Genomic DNA, 17,290 nt, shown 5'->3' with positions numbered 1-17,290 from the left:
GACACCGGAAACGGTGTCCCCCTCTCTGTGAGGACACCGAGGACACCCCGATGTACAAATTCTTCTTCCAGCTGGTCTTCAAGCGGATGGACCCGGAGCAGGCGCACCACCTGGCCTTCCGGTGGATCCGCCTCGCCGCCCGCATCCCCGCGCTGCGCACCTGCGTCGCCGCCGCGCTCGCCCCCCGCTACAAGGGGCTGCGTACCGAGGCGCTCGGTCTGCGCATGCACGGCCCGTTCGGCCTCGCCGCGGGCTTCGACAAGAACGCCGTCGCGATCGACGGCATGTCGATGCTCGGCTTCGACCACATCGAGATCGGTACGGTCACCGGCGAGCCGCAGCCCGGCAACCCCAAGAAGCGTCTCTTCCGCCTCGTGGCGGACCGCGCGCTGATCAACCGCATGGGCTTCAACAACGAGGGCTCCGCGGCCGTGGCCGACCGCCTGGCCACCCGCAAGCCGGTCTTCCGGACCACGGTCGGCGTCAACATCGGCAAGACCAAGGTCGTGCCGGAGGCCGAAGCGGTCGGCGACTACGTGAAGTCCACCGAGCGGCTCGCCCGCCACGCCGACTACCTCGTCGTGAACGTCTCCTCGCCCAACACCCCCGGCCTGCGCAACCTCCAGGCCACCGAGGCGCTCCGGCCCCTGCTCAGCGCCGTGCGTGAGGCAGCCGACCGGACCGTCACCGACCGGCGGGTCCCCCTGCTCGTAAAGATCGCTCCGGACCTCGCGGACGAGGACGTCGACGCGGTCGCCGATCTCGCGGTCGAGCTGGGTCTGGACGGCATCATCGCCACCAACACCACCATCGCCCGGGACGGCCTCGGCCTGAAGTCCTCGCCGTCCCTGGTCAGGGAGACCGGCGGGCTGTCCGGTGCGCCTCTCAAGGCACGCTCCCTGGAGGTCCTGAGCCGCCTGTACGCGCGCGTGGGCGACCGGATCACCCTGGTCGGTGTCGGGGGCATCGAGAACGCCGAGGACGCTTGGCAGCGCATTCTCGCCGGCGCCACGCTCGTCCAGGGCTACAGCGCCTTCATCTACGAGGGCCCGTTCTACGCCCGGGCGATTCACAAGGGCCTGGCCGCGCGCCTGGCCGCCTCCCCGCACGCCACCCTCGCCGAAGCCGTCGGCGCAGAAACCAGGAAGGCCACCGCATGATCCCGGAACCGTTCGGCGCACGCCTGCGCCGCGCCATGGACACCCGCGGGCCGCTCTGTGTCGGCATCGACCCGCACGCCTCGCTCCTCACCGCCTGGGGCCTGAACGACGATGTCGCAGGTCTGGAGCACTTCACGCGTACGGTCGTCGAGGCACTGGCGGACCGGGTCGCCGTCCTCAAGCCGCAGTCCGCGTTCTTCGAGCGCTTCGGCTCGCGCGGCATCGCGGTCCTGGAGAAGGCCGTCGAGGAGGCGCGGGCGGCCGGTGCACTCGTCCTGATGGACGCCAAGCGCGGAGACATCGGCTCCACCATGGGTGCCTACGCGGCGACCTACCTGGACAAGGACTCGCCGCTGTTCTCGGACGCGGTCACCGTCTCGCCGTACCTCGGCTTCGGTTCGCTGCGCCCGGCGCTCGACGCGGCCGTCCTCTCCGGCGCGGGCGTCTTCGTGCTCGCCCTCACCTCCAACCCGGAGGGGGCGGAGGTTCAGCGCGCCACTGCCGCCGACGGCCGTTCGCTGGCCCAGCTGATGCTCGACCATATGGCCGCCGAGAACGAAGGGGCCACCCCGCTCGGCTCCGTCGGCGCGGTGGTGGGCGCCACGCTCGGGGACGCGGGCGTGAATCTCGCCATCAACGGCCCCCTGCTCGCCCCCGGGATCGGGGCCCAGGGTGCGACGCCCGCGGATCTGCCCGGTGTCTTCGGCGACGCGGTGGGCAATGTGGTGCCCAGTGTGAGCCGCGGTGTACTGAGCCAGGGACCGGACGTGGCAGGGCTGCGCGCAGCCGCCGAACGGCTCACGGACGAGGTCCGGGCGGCCGTCGCAGGTAGGTGAACATGCCACGTAACAGCGTGTTGACTGAATCCTGACCAAAAAACTCGGTTGTTATGACTGAAATGTCCTGGTCGGCTGAGGCTGACCAGGACTTTTCGTTGGTTCTCGCTGACTCGAGCGGTCTTGGCCGCTAGTCTCCGTCGAGAGCCGACGTACACAAGTTGTCCGTCGCTCACCTGGTGTGGAGCGTCCAGCTTCCTCACCGGTCCGTATCCGACAGATCGACATCCGAGGTGACGTAGGCGTGGCTCTTCCGCCCCTTACCCCTGAACAGCGCGCAGCCGCGCTCGAAAAGGCCGCCGCGGCTCGCCGGGAGCGGGCCGAGGTCAAGAATCGACTCAAGCACTCCGGCGCCTCCCTCCACGAGGTCATCAAGCAGGGCCAGGAGAACGACGTCATCGGCAAGATGAAGGTCTCTGCCCTCCTGGAGTCCCTGCCGGGCGTGGGCAAGGTCCGCGCCAAGCAGATCATGGAGCGGCTCGGCATCTCCGAGAGCCGCCGGGTCCGGGGTCTCGGCTCCAACCAGATCGCATCCCTGGAGCGAGAGTTCGGCGGCAGCGCCGCCTGACGTTCTCAGGCACCCCTGAGAACCTGGATAATCGCTTCATGGCTGCAACATCCCGGGGGACGTCCCCCGTACCCCCGGACGTACGTCCGCGGCTGACCGTGCTCTCCGGCCCCTCGGGCGTCGGCAAGAGCACGGTCGTCGCCCATATGCGCAAGGCCCACCCCGAGGTATGGCTCTCGGTGTCGGCGACGACCCGCAAGCCGCGCCCCGGCGAGCGCAACGGTGTCCACTACTTTTTCGTGGACAACGACGAGTTCGACAAGCTGATCGCCAATGGCGAGCTGCTGGAGTGGGCCGAGTTCGCCGGCAATCGGTACGGCACGCCGCGCCGTGCCGTGCTTGACCGCCTGGAGGCGGGCGAGCCGGTGCTGCTGGAGATCGATCTCCAGGGCGCCCGGCTGGTCCGGCAGTCGATGCCGGACGCCCGGCTCGTCTTCCTGGCCCCGCCGAGCTGGGAGGAGCTGGTGCGTCGGCTCACCGGCCGGGGGACCGAATCCGCCGAGGTGATCGAGCGCCGGCTCGCCGCTGCCAGGATCGAGCTGGCTGCCGAGTCCGAGTTCGATACGACGCTGGTCAACACCTCCGTCGAGGACGTGGCACGTGAGCTGCTAGCCTTGATGCTGGAGGCTTCCGGCCACCGTGCCGACAGCGACTGACGCAGCCGGCACGCGCGGCAGTACGGAACTCCGCACTGTCAAAGATTTCTTTGATCTTTACCCCCTTCGGAAGGCAGAGAGTGTCCTCTTCCATCACCACGCCCGAGGGCATCATCAACCCGCCGATTGATGAGCTCCTTGAGGCCACCGACTCGAAGTACAGCCTCGTGATCTACGCCGCCAAGCGCGCGCGCCAGATCAACGCGTACTACTCGCAGCTCGGCGAGGGTCTCCTGGAGTACGTCGGTCCGCTCGTCGACACCCACGTGCACGAGAAGCCGCTCTCGATCGCGCTCCGCGAGATCAACGCGGGCCTGCTCACCTCCGAGGCCATCGAGGGCCCCGCGCAGTAAGCAGGAATTGCACCTTCACCACAGGCCCGGCGGCCACGGCTGCCGGGCCTGTGGTGTGTCCGGGGCGACAGCACCGGACCGGGTGCGGTGAGGCAGCATGGGGGTGTTCGTATCCGAGTGCGGGGAGACGCAGTGGACAAGCCGAAGGTCGTTCTTGGGGTCAGCGGAGGCATCGCCGCGTACAAGGCGTGCGAGGTGCTGCGCCGGCTGACCGAGTCCGGTCATGACGTGAGGGTCGTCCCGACCGGGTCGGCGCTGCACTTCGTGGGGGCGGCCACCTGGTCGGCGCTCTCGGGCCACCCGGTGTCGACGGAGGTCTGGAACGATGTCCACGAGGTGCCGCACGTCAGGATCGGGCAGGGAGCCGACCTGGTCGTCGTCGCCCCGGCCACGGCCGACATGCTCGCCAAGGCCGCCCACGGTCTCGCCGACGACCTGCTCACCAACACGCTCCTGACCGCCCGCTGTCCTGTCGTCTTCGCGCCCGCCATGCACACCGAGATGTGGGAGCACCCCGCCACCCGGGAGAACGTCGCCACGCTGCGCCGCCGCGGCGCCGTCGTCATCGAGCCCGCCGTCGGCCGGCTGACCGGCGTCGACACCGGCAAGGGCCGGCTGCCCGACCCCGGGGAGATCTTCGAGGTCTGCCGCCGGGTGCTGGCCCGCGGGCCCGTCGAAGCCGACCTGGCCGGCCGTCACGTCGTGATCAGCGCAGGCGGTACGCGCGAGCCGCTCGACCCGGTGCGCTACCTCGGCAACCGTTCCTCCGGCAAGCAGGGTTTCGCGCTGGCCCGCACCGCGGTCGCCCGCGGCGCCCGGGTCACGCTCATCGAGGCCAACACCGGTCTGCCGGACCCGGCCGGCGCCGACGTCCTGCACGCAGGTACCGCCATACAGCTGCGCGAGGCGGTGCTGAAGGCCGCCGCGGACGCCGATGTGGTCGTGATGGCGGCGGCGGTCGCCGACTTCCGTCCCGCCGAGTACGCGACCGGGAAGATCAAGAAGAAGGACGGTCAGGAGCCCGCGCCCATCAAGCTCGTCCGCAATCCCGACATCCTCGCCGAGGTCGCCGGTGAACGCGCCAGGCCGGACCAGATCGTCGTCGGTTTCGCCGCCGAGACCGACGATGTCCTCGCCCACGGCCGCGAGAAGCTCCGCCGCAAGGGCTGCGATCTCCTCGTCGTCAATGAGGTGGGGGAGCGCAGGACATTCGGCTCCGAGGAGAACGAAGCGGTGGTCCTCGCAGCCGACGGCGGTGAGACCCCGGTGCCGTTCGGTCCCAAGGAGGCGCTCGCCGACACGGTCTGGGATCTCGTGTCGTCGCGGCTCGGATGAAATTCTCGTTTCACGCCATCGCGCAGGCCGAAACCCCTGAAATATGGGCGCAAATGGCTTTTCCGGAAGGCGATTTTCGTACCGTGACGGGCCGTGCCGCAGGTCACAGAACTCCCAAAGGGCGAGACACGTTGTCCGCTGAGCGACAGCGACGGATAAACTGACCCCCGGACCGTGCTGGGCGCAGCTCCCGGCGGTCCGCCAAATGATCAGCCAGCAGCCGCTGCAACCCCAGGGAGCGATGTGTCCCGCCGTCTCTTCACCTCGGAGTCTGTCACCGAGGGTCACCCCGACAAGATCGCTGACCAGATCAGCGACACCATTCTCGACGCGCTGCTCCGTGAGGACCCCCGGTCCCGCGTCGCCGTCGAGACCTTGATCACCACCGGTCTGGTGCATGTTGCGGGTGAGGTCACGACCAAGGCCTACGCCGACATTCCGACCCTCGTGCGCAACAAGATCCTCGAGATCGGCTACGACTCCTCCAAGAAGGGCTTCGACGGCGCCTCCTGTGGCGTCTCGGTGTCCATCGGCGCGCAGTCGCCCGACATCGCGCAGGGCGTCGACACCGCGTACGAGAAGCGGGTCGAGGGTTCCGCCGCAGGTGAAGAAGGGGACGATCTCGACAAGCAGGGCGCCGGCGACCAGGGCCTGATGTTCGGGTACGCCTGCGACGAGACGCCCGAACTCATGCCGCTCCCGATCTACCTCGCGCACCGGCTCTCGCGCCGGCTCTCCGAGGTCCGCAAGAACGGGACCATCCCGTACCTGCGCCCGGACGGCAAGACTCAGGTCACCATCGAGTACGACGGCGACAAGGCCGTCCGTCTCGACACGGTCGTCGTCTCCTCGCAGCACGCCAGCGACATCGACCTCGACTCGCTGCTCGCGCCCGACATTCGCGAGTTCGTCGTCGAGCACGTGCTCGCGCAGCTGATCGAGGACGGCATCAAGCTGGACACCGACGGCTACCGGCTGCTGGTCAACCCGACCGGGCGCTTCGAGATCGGCGGCCCGATGGGCGACGCCGGCCTGACCGGCCGCAAGATCATCATCGACACCTACGGCGGCATGGCCCGCCACGGCGGTGGCGCCTTCTCGGGCAAGGACCCGTCGAAGGTCGACCGCTCGGCCGCGTACGCCATGCGCTGGGTCGCCAAGAACGTCGTCGCCGCGGGCCTTGCCGCCCGTTGCGAGGTGCAGGTCGCATACGCGATCGGCAAGGCCGAGCCCGTCGGTCTGTTCGTCGAGACATTCGGCACCGCCGCGGTCGAGACCGAGAAGATCGAGCACGCCATCGGCGCCGTCTTCGACCTCCGCCCGGCTGCGATCATCCGCGACCTCGACCTGCTCCGCCCGATCTACGCCCAGACCGCGGCGTACGGCCACTTCGGCCGTGAGCTTCCCGACTTCACCTGGGAGCGCACGGACCGCGTGGACGCGCTGCGCACGGCGGCCGGGCTGTAAGTCTGCCGCTCCCAGTCCGTACGCCGGGGCCCGGACGCCGCACGCGGTGTCCGGGCCCCGGTGCGTGCGGCCGCCGGTGTGCTCTCGCCGGGGCCGGTGCACACCGCGAAGACAGCCCAGCAGGGCGTCAGTCAGTGGCAGAGCCACGACCACCAGAACCCGCGTACGAGTATCAATGTCAGTGGTGTCTGGTAGGAATTTGGCTGTGAGCAGCGACAACGAGCGATCCGAGGACCCCGGGGGCGGGGCCCCGGAGCAGCTTGCGCTCATTCGGGAGACGGTACGGAAGGCCAACGTGCCGCGGGCCAAGCCGCGGACCTGGCGCGGCGCCGCGCTCGCCAAGGAGCTGCCCGTCGCCCGGGTGCTGGTCAACAAGGGCGTGCTCCATCTCGACCAGTACTTCGACTACGCCGTGCCCGAGGAGCTCGACGCCGACGCGCAGCCCGGAGTGCGGGTGCGGGTGCGATTCGGGGCCGGGGGGCGCAATGTCCGCGGCGGGCGGCGCGAAGGGGGCGGCCTGATCGACGGGTTCCTCGTCGAGCGGCTCGCCGAATCGGACTACACGGGAGCCCTGGCCGCGCTCGCCTATGTCGTATCGCCCGAACCGGTGCTGGGACCGGAGCTGCTGGCCCTCTCGCGGGCTGTCGCCGACCGTTACGCGGGCAGCCTCGCCGATGTGCTGCAGCTCGCCGTGCCGCCCAGGAACGGACGGGCCGAGTCCAAGCCCTCGCCCGAGCCCCTGCCACCGCCGCCCGCGCCATCGGCGGGGAGCTGGGAGCGGTACGCCCAGGGGCCCGCGTTCCTGCGGGCGCTGGCCGAGGGCGGTGCGCCCCGGGCCGTATGGACCGCCCTGCCCGGCCCGCACTGGCCCCAGGAGATCGCCAGGGCCATGGCCGCGACGCTCGCCTCAGGGCGCGGCGCGCTGGTCGTCGTGCCGGACGGCCGGACCGCGGGGCGGGTGGATGCCGCGCTCACCGAGCTGCTCGGCGAGGGCAGTCACGCGCTGCTGACCGCCGACTCCGGACCGGAGAAGCGGTACCGGGAGTGGCTCGCCGTCCGGCGCGGCTCGGTGCGGGCGGTCGTCGGGACGAGGGCCGCGATGTTCGCACCCGTCGCCGATCTGGGCCTGGTCGCCGTCTGGGACGACGGGGACTCCAGCCACAGCGACGACAATGCCCCCTTCCCGCACGTCCGCGAGGTGCTCGAACTGCGGGCCGCGCATGGCCGGTGCGCATTTTTGCTCGGTGGTACGAACTGCACCGTGGAGGCCGCCCAGCTGGTGGAGAGCGGCTGGGCGCTGCCGCTGCGCGCGGACCGGGAGCAGCTGCGCATCGCGGCGCCCCTGGTGCGTACGGTCGGCGACGGGGAGCTGGCGAGGGACGGGGCCGCGAGGGCGGCCCGGCTGCCCAGCCTGGCCTGGCAGACAGTACGGGACGGGCTGCGCAGCGGCCCCGTCCTGGTCCAGGTGCCGCGCCGCGGATACGCGCCGCGGCTGGCTTGCGAGCGCTGCCGTGAACCCGCCCGGTGCCGGCACTGTGCGGGACCGCTTCAGGCACCGGACCAGCGGGATCTCGACTGCGCCTGGTGCGGGCGGGCCGAGACCGCCTGGCACTGCGTCGCCTGCGGCTCCAGTCGGCTGCGGGCCCAGATCGTCGGCGCCCGCCGCACCGCCGAGGAGCTCGGCCGGGCGTTTCCCGCGGTGCCGGTACGGACGTCGGGCCGCGATCACATCCTGGACTCGGTGCCGGACGCGCCGGCACTGGTCGTCAGCACCCCCGGCGCCGAACCCGTCGCCGAGGGCGGCTACGCGGCGGCGCTGCTGCTGGACGGCTGGGCGATGGTCGGGCGCCCCGACCTACGGGCCGGCGAGGAGGCACTGCGCCGCTGGACGGCCGCGGCCTCGCTGGTGAGGGGGCAGCCGGAGGGTGGCACGGTGGTGATCGTCGCCGAGCCGACGCTGCGGCCCGTACAGGCCCTGGTCCGCTGGGACCCGGTCGGACACGCCCGCCGTGAGCTGGCGGAACGGGCCGAGCTCGGCTTCCCCCCGGTGTCCCGGATGGCCTCGGTGACCGGCTCGCCGGAGGCGCTCGCCGCGTTTCTCACGGCCGCCGAACTGCCGCCGGAGGCCGAGGTGCTCGGCCCGGTCCCGGTGCCGGGCGCCGAGCCGGGCAGGCCCCGCAGGCCCTGGGACGCACCGCCGGGGGAGTCCTGGGAGCGGGCGCTGCTCAGGGTGCCGCCTGGGAGCGGGGCGGCGCTTGCGGCCGCGCTGAAGGCGGCACAGGCGGCGAGGATGTCCCGGGGAGGCGGTGCGCAGGTCCGGATCAGGGTGGATCCGCCGGACATCGGGTGACGGTTCGGTGGGTGAGGCCGGATGAGGAGAGGCGGCTGCCCCGCCGTGCATCGGGCGCGGCGGGGCAGAGGGGTGGGGTGGTCAGCCGTTGCGTGGGCCGGGGAAGATGCCCGGACGCACGTCCTCGCGCGGGGACGTGCGGTCCACCGACGGCTGCGGGGGCATGGAGCGTGCGGCGGGTACGGCGGGCAGTGCGGGCGCATTGGCGGAGCCGGGTGCAATGGGCAGCGGGCGCGGCACCGCTGTCTCCGCGGTGGCCTCGGCCGTTCCCGGCTGCCGGGTGTTGCGGCGGGCGCCGTAGCGGCGGTGCACCGCCTGCTTGGTGACCCCGAGCGCGGAGCCCACCGCGTCCCAGGAGAAGCCCAACGAGCGGTCGAAGTCCACTGCCGCGGTGACCAGGGTCTCGACACTGTCCCGCAGCTCCTGGGCCAGCCTGACGGTGGGGGCCGGGGCCCTGCCGTAGACGACGAAGCCCGTGGACGGGCCGGAGCGGCGCGGACGGTAGACGTTGCCCAGTTGGGCGGTGAGCGTGCGCAGCGCGTCCACCTGCCGCCGGACCCGCTCGATGTCCCGCACCAACAGATGCAGGCTGGCCCGCGCTTGGGCGTCGTGGGTTGCGTGGTCGGCCATGAAGAAGCCTCTCGAACCGGCGTTGAAAGGGATCGGGCCGCACCGTGGCGGCTCGCTTCGGTCAATCTCTCTTGACCAACGCGTCAGCCGGGGATCTGGTCACGGTGCAGGGGCGCATGTGCATATCCAAGGGGCGCGCAGTCATGCGTACGCCCCCCGGTCGCCCGGCCCATAGACTTGGACCGACCGGCAAATGGGGGGCGGCGTCGCGGGGCTGGGCACGCACATCTGCGGCGTTGTCGTCACTCACCATGGCTCCGCCATGCATCGATCCTCCGCCTTGCAGCTGCACGCGCCCAGCCCCGCTCCTTCTCCCACCCCCCATTTGCCGGTCGGTCTTATGCGTTGCTCGTCACCGTACGTTTCGGCCCGAGAGGCAGTCAGCCACCCATGAAGCTCGTCTTCGCAGGCACCCCCGAGGTAGCCGTACCCGCCCTGGACGCCCTGATCGCCTCCGACCGGCACGAGGTGGCCGCCGTCGTCACCCGGCCCGACGCCCCCGCCGGGCGAGGCCGCCGCCTGGTCGCCAGCCCCGTCGCCGAGCGCGCCGAGGAGGCCGGGATCGAGGTGCTCAAGCCCGCCCGGCCGCGCGACGAGGACTTCCTGGCGCGGCTGCGGGAGATCGGCCCGGATTGCTGTCCGGTCGTCGCCTACGGAGCGCTGCTGCCCAAGACCACGCTCGACGTGCCCGCCCGCGGCTGGGTCAACCTCCACTTCTCGCTGCTGCCCGCCTGGCGCGGCGCGGCCCCCGTACAGCACTCGATCATGGCCGGGGACGAGGTGACCGGTGCGTCGACCTTCCTGATCGAGGAGGGGCTCGACTCCGGCCCGGTGTACGGCGTCCTCACCGAAGAGGTACGGCCTACCGACACCAGCGGTGACCTGCTCACCCGGCTGGCGTTCGCGGGCGCGGGGCTGCTCGTCGCGACCATGGACGGCATCGAGGACGGCACGCTGCACGCCGTACCCCAGCCCGCCGAGGGCGTCACCCTGGCGCCGAAGATCACCGTCGAGGACGCCCAGGTGCAGTGGTCCGCCCCTGCCCTGCGGGTCGACCGGGTGGTGCGTGGCTGCACTCCCGCCCCCGGGGCGTGGACGCTGTTCCGCGGGGAGCGACTGAAGGTGATCCAGGCGGTGCCCGTGCTGGACCGTGCCGATCTGGCGCCCGGCGAGCTGTCGGCGGCCAAGAACAATGTGTACGTGGGCACCGGCTCGCACGCCGTCGAACTGCTCTGGGTCCAGCCGCAGGGCAAGAAGCCGATGCGGGCCGCGGACTGGGCCCGCGGGGTGCGGATCGTCCACGGCGAGCTGATGGGGATCTAGCGGAATCCCGGGCCGGGGCGGCGACGTACGCTGGGAGGGTTCGCCCCCTCACCATCAGCGGAGCACCTTTCACGTGAACGACCAGCAGCGTAGCCGTCCCGCCAAGCCGCATCGCCGCCCCAAGAAGGACCCCGTCCGGTTCCTCGCCTTCGAAGCGCTCAGGGCCGTCGACGAACGCGATGCGTACGCCAACCTCGTCCTTCCTCCTCTGCTGAAGAAGGCCCGCGCCAAGGGAGACTTCGACAACAGGGACGCGGCGCTGGCGACCGAACTGGTCTACGGGACGCTGCGCCGCCAGGGGACGTACGACGCGATCGTCGCGGCCTGCATCGACCGGCCGCTGCGCGAGGTCGACCCGCCGGTCCTCGATGTTCTCAACATGGGCGTGCACCAGCTGCTCGGCACCCGTATCCCCACCCACGCGGCGGTCTCCGCCAGCGTGGAGCTGGCCCGTGTGGTGCTCGGCGAAGGGCGGGCCAAGTTCGTCAACGCCGTGCTTCGGAAGGTCTCCGCGGACGACCTCGACGGCTGGGTGGCGCGCGTGGCCCCGTCGTACGACGAGGACGCCGAGGACCACCTCGCGGTCGTGCATTCGCATCCGCGTTGGGTCGTGTCCGCGCTCTGGGACGCACTGGGCGGCGGCCGTGCCGGGATCGAGGACCTCCTCGAAGCGGACAACGAACGGCCCGAGGTCACCCTGGTCGCCCGCCCCGGCCGCTCCACCACCGACGAACTGCTCACCGCCCTCGGTGACGAGAACGGCCTGCCCGGCCGCTGGTCACCCTACGCCGTACGGATGGCGGAGGGCGGCGAGCCCGGCGCGCTGACCGCCGTGCAGGAGGGCCGGGCCGGGGTCCAGGACGAGGGCAGCCAGCTGGTTGCCGCCGCCCTTGCCAACGCACCGCTGGAGGGCAGCGACACCCGGTGGCTCGACGGCTGTGCGGGGCCCGGCGGCAAGGCCGCCCTGCTCGGCGCACTCGCCGCCGGACGCGGTGCCGCCCTGCTCGCCGCCGAGAAGCAGCCGCACCGGGCCCGCCTCGTAGCGCGCGCGCTGGCCGGCAACCCCGGCCCGTACCAGGTGATCACCGCCGACGGAACCCGCCCGCCGTGGCAGCCCGGCACCTTCGACCGGATCCTGATGGACGTCCCGTGCTCGGGCCTCGGCGCGCTGCGCCGCCGCCCGGAGGCGCGCTGGCGGCGCCGCCCGGAGGACCTGGAGAGCTTCGCACCGCTGCAACGCGGTCTGCTGCGTGAGGCGTTGAAGGCGGTACGGGTCGGCGGCATCGTCGGTTACGCGACCTGCTCACCGCATCTTGCGGAGACCCGGGTCGTCGTCGAGGACGTGCTCAAGGGGCGTGGCGGCCCGCCGGCCGATGCGGAGTGGGTCGATGCCCGCCCGCTGATGCCGGGAGTGCCCGCGCTGGGCGACGGTCCCGACGTCCAGTTGTGGCCGCATCTGCACGGCACCGACGCGATGTACCTGGCACTGCTGCGCCGGACCGCCTGAGGCAGGCCGGGGCCGCGCGAGACCGGCAGGCGGTCAGGGTCCGAGGCACGTGCGACCGGCACGGGTACTGGCCGCCGCCGGGACCGGCCGCCCGCCGGATTCGGTGCCGGCCCGTTGGCAGAAGGCCCTTGGCCGCCTGTCGGCAGTAGGCCCACCGCCTCAGGGCCCCGTACCGCCCCCGAAGGGCCCGACGCGGGCTGAAACGCCCGTATCGCACGGCCGGGAGGCCTGGATTCCGCGAACTGTAATGATCCCGTGAGGCTTTGGCCCGCACCAGGGCGGGGAAGTGGCGCGGAACATGGCAGGCTTGGCACATGGCTCAGATCAACCCCAGCATCCTGTCCGCCGACTTCGCCCGTCTCGCCGAGGAGGCGAAGGCAGTCGAAGGTGCCGACTGGCTCCATGTCGATGTGATGGACAACCACTTTGTGCCCAATCTGACCCTCGGCGTGCCGATCGTGGAATCGCTGAGCCGGGCCACGGACACTCCGCTGGACTGCCATCTGATGATCGAGGACCCGGACCGCTGGGCACCGCAGTACATCGAGGCGGGCGCCGGTTCCGTCACCTTCCACGTGGAGGCCGCGGCAGCCCCCGTACGGCTGGCGCGGGAGATCCGGGCCAAGGGTGCCCGCGCCTCCATGGCGCTCAAGCCCGCGACGCCCATCGAGCCGTACGAGGACCTGCTCCCCGAACTCGACATGCTGCTGATCATGACGGTGGAGCCGGGCTTCGGCGGCCAGGCTTTCCTGGACATCATGCTGCCGAAGATCCGCCGCACCCGTGAGCTGATCTCCAAGCACGGCCTCGAACTGTGGCTCCAGATCGACGGCGGCGTCTCGGAGTCCACCATCGAGCGGTGCGCCGAGGCCGGTGCGGACGTTTTCGTCGCGGGTTCGGCGGTGTACGGGGCCGAGGACCCGGCCGAAGCGGTGCGCGCCCTGCGCGCCAAGGCGGAAGCGGCCACCGCCTCGGCGGCCTGGGCGTGCCGCCACTGAAGCCGGAACCCGCTCCGGCCTCCGATTACAGGTCGGCCCGGCCAAGGGCAGATGAACGCGGTCCGACAGGACCGATCAAGGATCGCCGGATCTGACAGGATGAACGGCGTATCGAGAGTGTGAACAGCAGTGAGGAGATCGCGGTGTCTGCAATGTCGGCGGGACGGTCCGCCCTGCGGATGGGGCCCGCGGAGCTGGTGCAGGCGGCGGCCATGGCCCGTCGCTTCTACCTCGAAGGAAAGTCGAAGATCCAGATCGCCGAGGAGTTCGGCGTCAGCCGCTTCAAGGTGGCCCGGGTCCTGGAGACGGCTCTTGAGCGCGACCTCGTACGGATCGAGATCCGCGTCCCCGCCGAGCTGGACGCCGAGCGCTCCGACGCGCTCAGGGCCCGCTACGGGCTGCGTCACGCGGTCGTCGTCGAATCTCCGGCGGAGGAGCAGGACGACGCACCGGACCCGGAGAACCTGGGTGAGGTCGCGGCGGAGCTTCTCGGGGAACTGGTGAACGAGGGCGATGTGCTCGGCCTGGCCTGGGGCCGGTCCACCATCCACATGGCGGCGGCGCTCGACCGGCTGCCGCCGTGCACGGTCGTGCAGCTCACCGGGGTGTACGACGCCGGGACGGCCGAGCGCGGCTCGGTCGAGGCGGTCCGGCGGGCCGCCCAGGTGGCCGGCGGTGAGGCCCACCCGATCTACGCGCCGATGCTGCTGCCCGACCCGGCCACGGCCGCCGCGCTGCGCCATCAGACCGGTATCGCCCGCGCCTTCGAGTACTTCGACAAGGTGACGGTCGCAGCGGTGTCCATCGGCTCCTGGGAGCCGGGCATCTCCACCGTCCACGACATGCTCACGGACGAGGAGCGGGCGCACTACGCGTCGCTCGGCGTCGCCGCCGAGATGTCCGCGCACCTCTTCGACACGGAGGGGCGGCGGGTCGGCCGGGACCTGGGGGAGCGATGCATCACGGTCGAGGCCGACCGGCTGCGCCGCATCCCCGAGGTGGTGGCGATCGCGGGCGGCCAGCGGAAGGCCGCGGCGATCGGGGCGGTACTGCGGTCCGGGCTCGTCACCAGCCTGGTGACGGATACGGCGGCGGCCGACTATCTGTTGACCGAGTCGGCGGCGCCGCGGCGGCCGGCGCTGGAGCGGGCGGATCCGGACGGGGTCTAAGCGGGTGCCGGGGGCGGGCAGCGGTGGTTGCGGTGATTGTTGCCGGGGCCGCCCGGTGGCCGCTGTGTCCTCAACCGCCGGACGGGCTTGATTTTGCCGCCCGGCGATTGAGTGGCCTTGACCGACGAGTCCGGTGGTTCAGTTCTGGGCCACGCCCAGGACCGTGGCCTCCAGGTACTCTTCCGGCTCCTCGTACTGGCTCACATCGGCCGGGTTGTAGCGGGGGGTCTGCCGTGACCAGTCCAGGTTGCCGCGCATCCAGCTCCGCATCCCGTCCAGGTACGGTGTGAGCATCCAGGACAGCTGCGGGTACACGGCCAGCAGTTCGGCCTCGGCGGTGAGGAACCGCTCCGTCTCCGTGGCGATCTCCGCGCAGACGTGTTCGAGCGCCTGCTGCTTGCCGTAACCGCGGTGGTGCCGGACCAGATGGACGAGATTGTGGATCTCGCCGAGCACCTGCTCCTTCTCGTACGAGTACACGTCGTTGGCCCAGCACACGACATTGCACGACGCTTCCAGCGCGGTGATGAACCGGGAATCGTGGTGGATCGACTCGGGAGCCTCGATCCCGGCCACGATCTCTATCAGGTCCATGCAGACATGTATCGCGCCGGTGTGGCGACGCTTGGCGATGTACGTCTCCTCGGACGGCACCACCCCTGCGGCCCGGTTCCCGGCCTCCCAGGTGGTGGCCGTCGTGAGATACGTGGTGAGGTGCCGGCCGAACCGGGTGCGCCAGTGCGCGGCCGCGGTCGGCGTCGTCCGTTCCCACAGATCGACCAGGGCGACCACGGCGGCGGGAAGGTCCTCGTCCGGCAGGGTGCCCGTACCGGTGCCCTCGATCACGGACCGCATCGATGCGACCACGTCCCGCACCCGCTCCGGGCTGCGGCCCAGGTGACCGTCGTCGAGCTGGTCGTCGACGAGAAACAGCCATACGAACCAGTCGGCGACGAGGTCGAGATTCTTGCCGTCGGCGGTCGGATGCACCATGCCGACGAACGCTCCGAAGTCCGCTTGCTCGAAGCGCTCCCTGGCTGAATCGCGGTGCACCAGACCGGTGTTGCGGATCCAGCTGTCGAGGTGGGCCCGGGTGTGCCCGACGTGCGGATTCGTCCGTTGGGGGAACGGGCAGTAGATGTCCGGCAGTTCGCTCTCCACGGGTGGGTCGTGATCCTCTCCGGTCGTACGTGTGACGGAAGTTGTGACCGTCCGCCAGTTCCTCCGGGGCGTAGTCGTGACCCACGGGACCTGCGGATTTGAAGCTACCCGACCGCTTGTCACCAGGTCCAGGGAAGATGATCGCGAATGATTCGGATGCCGTACGGGTAGGGTCCGTGGGTAAGGCAGGTTCCACTTGCCCGGGACTCCCGTTCCGTTCCTTTGGGGGAACGTATGAACGCGGGGGCCATTTGCTGTGTCTTCCTGGAAGCGACCTGCTCCGTTTCGTATGAAAAAATGAGCGTTATGCGTTTTCTTGAGCCCGGCACTGGTCGCTACACAGACTCCCCCTCGGTCCCGTACGACCTCACGTACGACGATGTCTTCATGGTTCCGGGCCGTTCGGCGGTCGGTTCCCGTCAGGGTGTCGACCTCTCCTCGCCGGACGGCAGCGGCACCACCATCCCGCTCGTCGTCGCGAACATGACGGCCATCGCGGGACGCCGGATGGCCGAAACGATCGCCCGCCGCGGCGGGCTCGTCGTCATCCCTCAGGACATCCCGATCGACGTCGTCGCCGATGTCGTCTCCTGGGTGAAAACGCGCCACCTCGTGCTCGACACGCCGATCGTGCTGGCCCCGGGCCAGACGGTCGCCGACGCCCTGTCCCTGCTGCCGAAACGCGCGCACGGCGCGGGCGTCGTCGTCGACGAGGAGCAGCGGCCCCTCGGTGTCGTCACCGACCACGACCTGACCGGTGTCGACCGCTTCACCCAGCTCTCCGAGGTCATGTCCAGGGATCTGGTGCTGCTCGACGCGGACATCGACCCGCGCGATGCGTTCAACAAGCTCGACGGCGCCCACCGCAAGCTCGCCCCCGCGGTCGACGCGGACGGCCGGCTCGTCGGCATCCTCACCCGTAAGGCCGCACTGCGCGCCACCCTGTACACGCCCGCCACCGACGCGGCCGGCAAGCTGCGGATCGCCGCCGCAGTCGGGATCAACGGCGATGTGGCCGGCAAGGCCAAGCAGCTCCTGGACGCGGGCGTCGACACGCTCGTCGTGGACACCGCCCACGGCCACCAGGAGTCCATGATCAGCGCGGTCAGGGCCGTCCGGGCGCTCGACCCGCAGGTGCCGATCGTCGCGGGCAACATCGTCGCCGCCGAGGGTGTGCGCGACCTCGTCGAGGCCGGCGCGGACATCATCAAGGTCGGTGTCGGCCCCGGCGCCATGTGCACCACCCGGATGATGACCGGTGTGGGCCGGCCGCAGTTCTCCGCAGTCCTGGAGTGTGCCGCCGAGGCGAAGAAGTACGGCAAGCACGTCTGGGCGGACGGCGGCGTCCGTCACCCGCGCGATGTCGCCATGGCGCTCGCCGCGGGCGCGTCCAACGTGATGATCGGCTCCTGGTTCGCCGGTACGTACGAGTCGCCGGGTGACCTCCAGCAGTCCGCCGACGGCCGCTTCTACAAGGAGTCCTTCGGCATGGCGTCCGCGCGCGCCGTGAAGAACCGTACGTCGGACGAGTCGGCGTACGACCGGGCCCGCAAGGCGCTCTTCGAGGAGGGCATCTCCACCTCGCGGATGTTCCTCGACCCGGCCCGGCCCGGCGTCGAGGACCTGATCGACTCGATCATCGCGGGCGTCCGTTCCTCCTGCACCTATGCCGGAGCGGCCTCCCTGGAGGAGTTCGCCGAGAAGGCGGTCGTCGGGGTGCAGAGTGCCGCCGGTTATGCCGAGGGCAAGCCGCTGCACGCCAGCTGGAGTTGATTCC

Annotated in this window: 15 protein-coding genes; 13 read left to right on the top strand and 2 right to left on the bottom strand. The window is 70.9% G+C overall.

Translation table 11 applies throughout. The features are described from left to right. Positions 1-50 precede the first annotated feature (50 nt). The 8 genes from ACZ7IB_RS19555 to ACZ7IB_RS19520 all read left to right on the top strand — a co-directional run bounded on the left by ACZ7IB_RS19555 (position 51) and on the right by ACZ7IB_RS19520 (position 8,725). Positions 51-1,160: a quinone-dependent dihydroorotate dehydrogenase gene (locus tag ACZ7IB_RS19555; protein WP_470913927.1), complete on the top strand. Its 1,110-nt coding sequence runs from the start codon at positions 51-53 to the stop codon at positions 1,158-1,160. Then, positions 1,157-1,996, top strand: a complete 840-nt coding sequence (gene pyrF, locus ACZ7IB_RS19550) for an orotidine-5'-phosphate decarboxylase (RefSeq protein WP_383972240.1) — start codon at positions 1,157-1,159, stop codon at positions 1,994-1,996. Before ACZ7IB_RS19555 ends, pyrF begins: the two co-directional genes overlap by 4 nt. A gap of 244 nt (positions 1,997-2,240) precedes the next feature. Beyond that, the gene (locus ACZ7IB_RS19545; RefSeq protein WP_014157387.1) at positions 2,241-2,564 is read left to right on the top strand and encodes an integration host factor; all 324 of its coding nucleotides are present in this window, start codon (positions 2,241-2,243) and stop codon (positions 2,562-2,564) included. Positions 2,565-2,602: 38 nt separating this feature from the next. Beyond that, positions 2,603-3,220 (top strand): guanylate kinase, encoded by a 618-nt coding sequence (gene gmk, locus ACZ7IB_RS19540; protein ID WP_470913924.1) that lies wholly within the window; start codon positions 2,603-2,605, stop codon positions 3,218-3,220. An 80-nt stretch (positions 3,221-3,300) separates the two neighbouring features. Further along, a complete protein-coding gene (gene rpoZ, locus ACZ7IB_RS19535) occupies positions 3,301-3,573 on the top strand; it encodes a DNA-directed RNA polymerase subunit omega (protein ID WP_003970369.1) in 273 nt (90 codons plus the stop codon). 132 nt (positions 3,574-3,705) lie between these two features. Then, positions 3,706-4,908 (top strand): bifunctional phosphopantothenoylcysteine decarboxylase/phosphopantothenate--cysteine ligase CoaBC, encoded by a 1,203-nt coding sequence (coaBC, locus tag ACZ7IB_RS19530; RefSeq protein WP_470913922.1) that lies wholly within the window; start codon positions 3,706-3,708, stop codon positions 4,906-4,908. A gap of 243 nt (positions 4,909-5,151) precedes the next feature. Continuing rightward, positions 5,152-6,375 (top strand): methionine adenosyltransferase, encoded by a 1,224-nt coding sequence (metK, locus tag ACZ7IB_RS19525; RefSeq protein ID WP_470913920.1) that lies wholly within the window; start codon positions 5,152-5,154, stop codon positions 6,373-6,375. A gap of 205 nt (positions 6,376-6,580) precedes the next feature. Then, a complete protein-coding gene (locus tag ACZ7IB_RS19520; protein WP_470913918.1) occupies positions 6,581-8,725 on the top strand; it encodes a primosomal protein N' in 2,145 nt (714 codons plus the stop codon). An 81-nt stretch (positions 8,726-8,806) separates the two neighbouring features. Here ACZ7IB_RS19520 and ACZ7IB_RS19515 read toward each other — a convergent pair whose 3' ends face one another. Continuing rightward, positions 8,807-9,355, bottom strand: a complete 549-nt coding sequence (locus ACZ7IB_RS19515) for a hypothetical protein (RefSeq protein WP_470913916.1) — start codon at positions 9,353-9,355, stop codon at positions 8,807-8,809. Between the two features lie 390 nt (positions 9,356-9,745). Between ACZ7IB_RS19515 and fmt the strand changes: the two genes are divergently transcribed. From fmt to ACZ7IB_RS19495, 4 genes are all read left to right on the top strand, one after another. Then, positions 9,746-10,678 carry a methionyl-tRNA formyltransferase gene (gene fmt / locus ACZ7IB_RS19510; protein WP_470913914.1) on the top strand — a complete coding sequence of 311 codons (933 nt, stop codon included), beginning with the start codon at positions 9,746-9,748 and terminating at the stop codon, positions 10,676-10,678. A gap of 73 nt (positions 10,679-10,751) precedes the next feature. Then, positions 10,752-12,185, top strand: coding sequence for an RsmB/NOP family class I SAM-dependent RNA methyltransferase (locus ACZ7IB_RS19505; RefSeq protein ID WP_470913912.1), 1,434 nt, complete (start codon positions 10,752-10,754; stop codon positions 12,183-12,185). A gap of 314 nt (positions 12,186-12,499) precedes the next feature. Continuing rightward, complete coding sequence (gene rpe, locus ACZ7IB_RS19500; protein ID WP_470913910.1) at positions 12,500-13,183, top strand: ribulose-phosphate 3-epimerase; 684 nt, start codon at positions 12,500-12,502, stop codon at positions 13,181-13,183. A 152-nt stretch (positions 13,184-13,335) separates the two neighbouring features. After that, a complete protein-coding gene (locus ACZ7IB_RS19495; RefSeq protein ID WP_470914124.1) occupies positions 13,336-14,352 on the top strand; it encodes a sugar-binding transcriptional regulator in 1,017 nt (338 codons plus the stop codon). 138 nt (positions 14,353-14,490) lie between these two features. Here ACZ7IB_RS19495 and ACZ7IB_RS19490 read toward each other — a convergent pair whose 3' ends face one another. Further along, positions 14,491-15,513, bottom strand: a complete 1,023-nt coding sequence (locus tag ACZ7IB_RS19490) for a terpene synthase family protein (protein ID WP_470913907.1) — start codon at positions 15,511-15,513, stop codon at positions 14,491-14,493. Positions 15,514-15,819: 306 nt separating this feature from the next. Between ACZ7IB_RS19490 and ACZ7IB_RS19485 the strand changes: the two genes are divergently transcribed. Continuing rightward, complete coding sequence (locus tag ACZ7IB_RS19485) at positions 15,820-17,286, top strand: GuaB1 family IMP dehydrogenase-related protein (RefSeq protein WP_470913905.1); 1,467 nt, start codon at positions 15,820-15,822, stop codon at positions 17,284-17,286. Positions 17,287-17,290 lie beyond the last annotated feature (4 nt).

The sequence above is a fragment of the Streptomyces sp. NPDC037301 genome, from assembly GCF_055602785.1.
Note: the sequence above shows the minus strand (reverse complement) of the source record. Positions and strands in the feature narration are given on the sequence as shown.

Bases quoted from the DNA above. Each gene is read 5' to 3' on its own strand.
- gmk (WP_470913924.1), top strand. From the start codon at position 2,603: ATGGCTGCAACATCCCGGGGGACGTCCCCCGTACCCCCGGACGTACGT.
- ACZ7IB_RS19485 (WP_470913905.1), top strand. From the start codon at position 15,820: ATGCGTTTTCTTGAGCCCGGCACTGGTCGCTACACAGACTCCCCCTCG.
- ACZ7IB_RS19495 (WP_470914124.1), top strand. From the start codon at position 13,336: ATGTCGGCGGGACGGTCCGCCCTGCGGATGGGGCCCGCGGAGCTGGTG.
- fmt (WP_470913914.1), top strand. From the start codon at position 9,746: ATGAAGCTCGTCTTCGCAGGCACCCCCGAGGTAGCCGTACCCGCCCTG.
- pyrF (WP_383972240.1), top strand. From the start codon at position 1,157: ATGATCCCGGAACCGTTCGGCGCACGCCTGCGCCGCGCCATGGACACC.
- ACZ7IB_RS19555 (WP_470913927.1), top strand. From the start codon at position 51: ATGTACAAATTCTTCTTCCAGCTGGTCTTCAAGCGGATGGACCCGGAG.
- rpe (WP_470913910.1), top strand. From the start codon at position 12,500: ATGGCTCAGATCAACCCCAGCATCCTGTCCGCCGACTTCGCCCGTCTC.
- ACZ7IB_RS19515 (WP_470913916.1), bottom strand. From the start codon at position 9,355: ATGGCCGACCACGCAACCCACGACGCCCAAGCGCGGGCCAGCCTGCAT.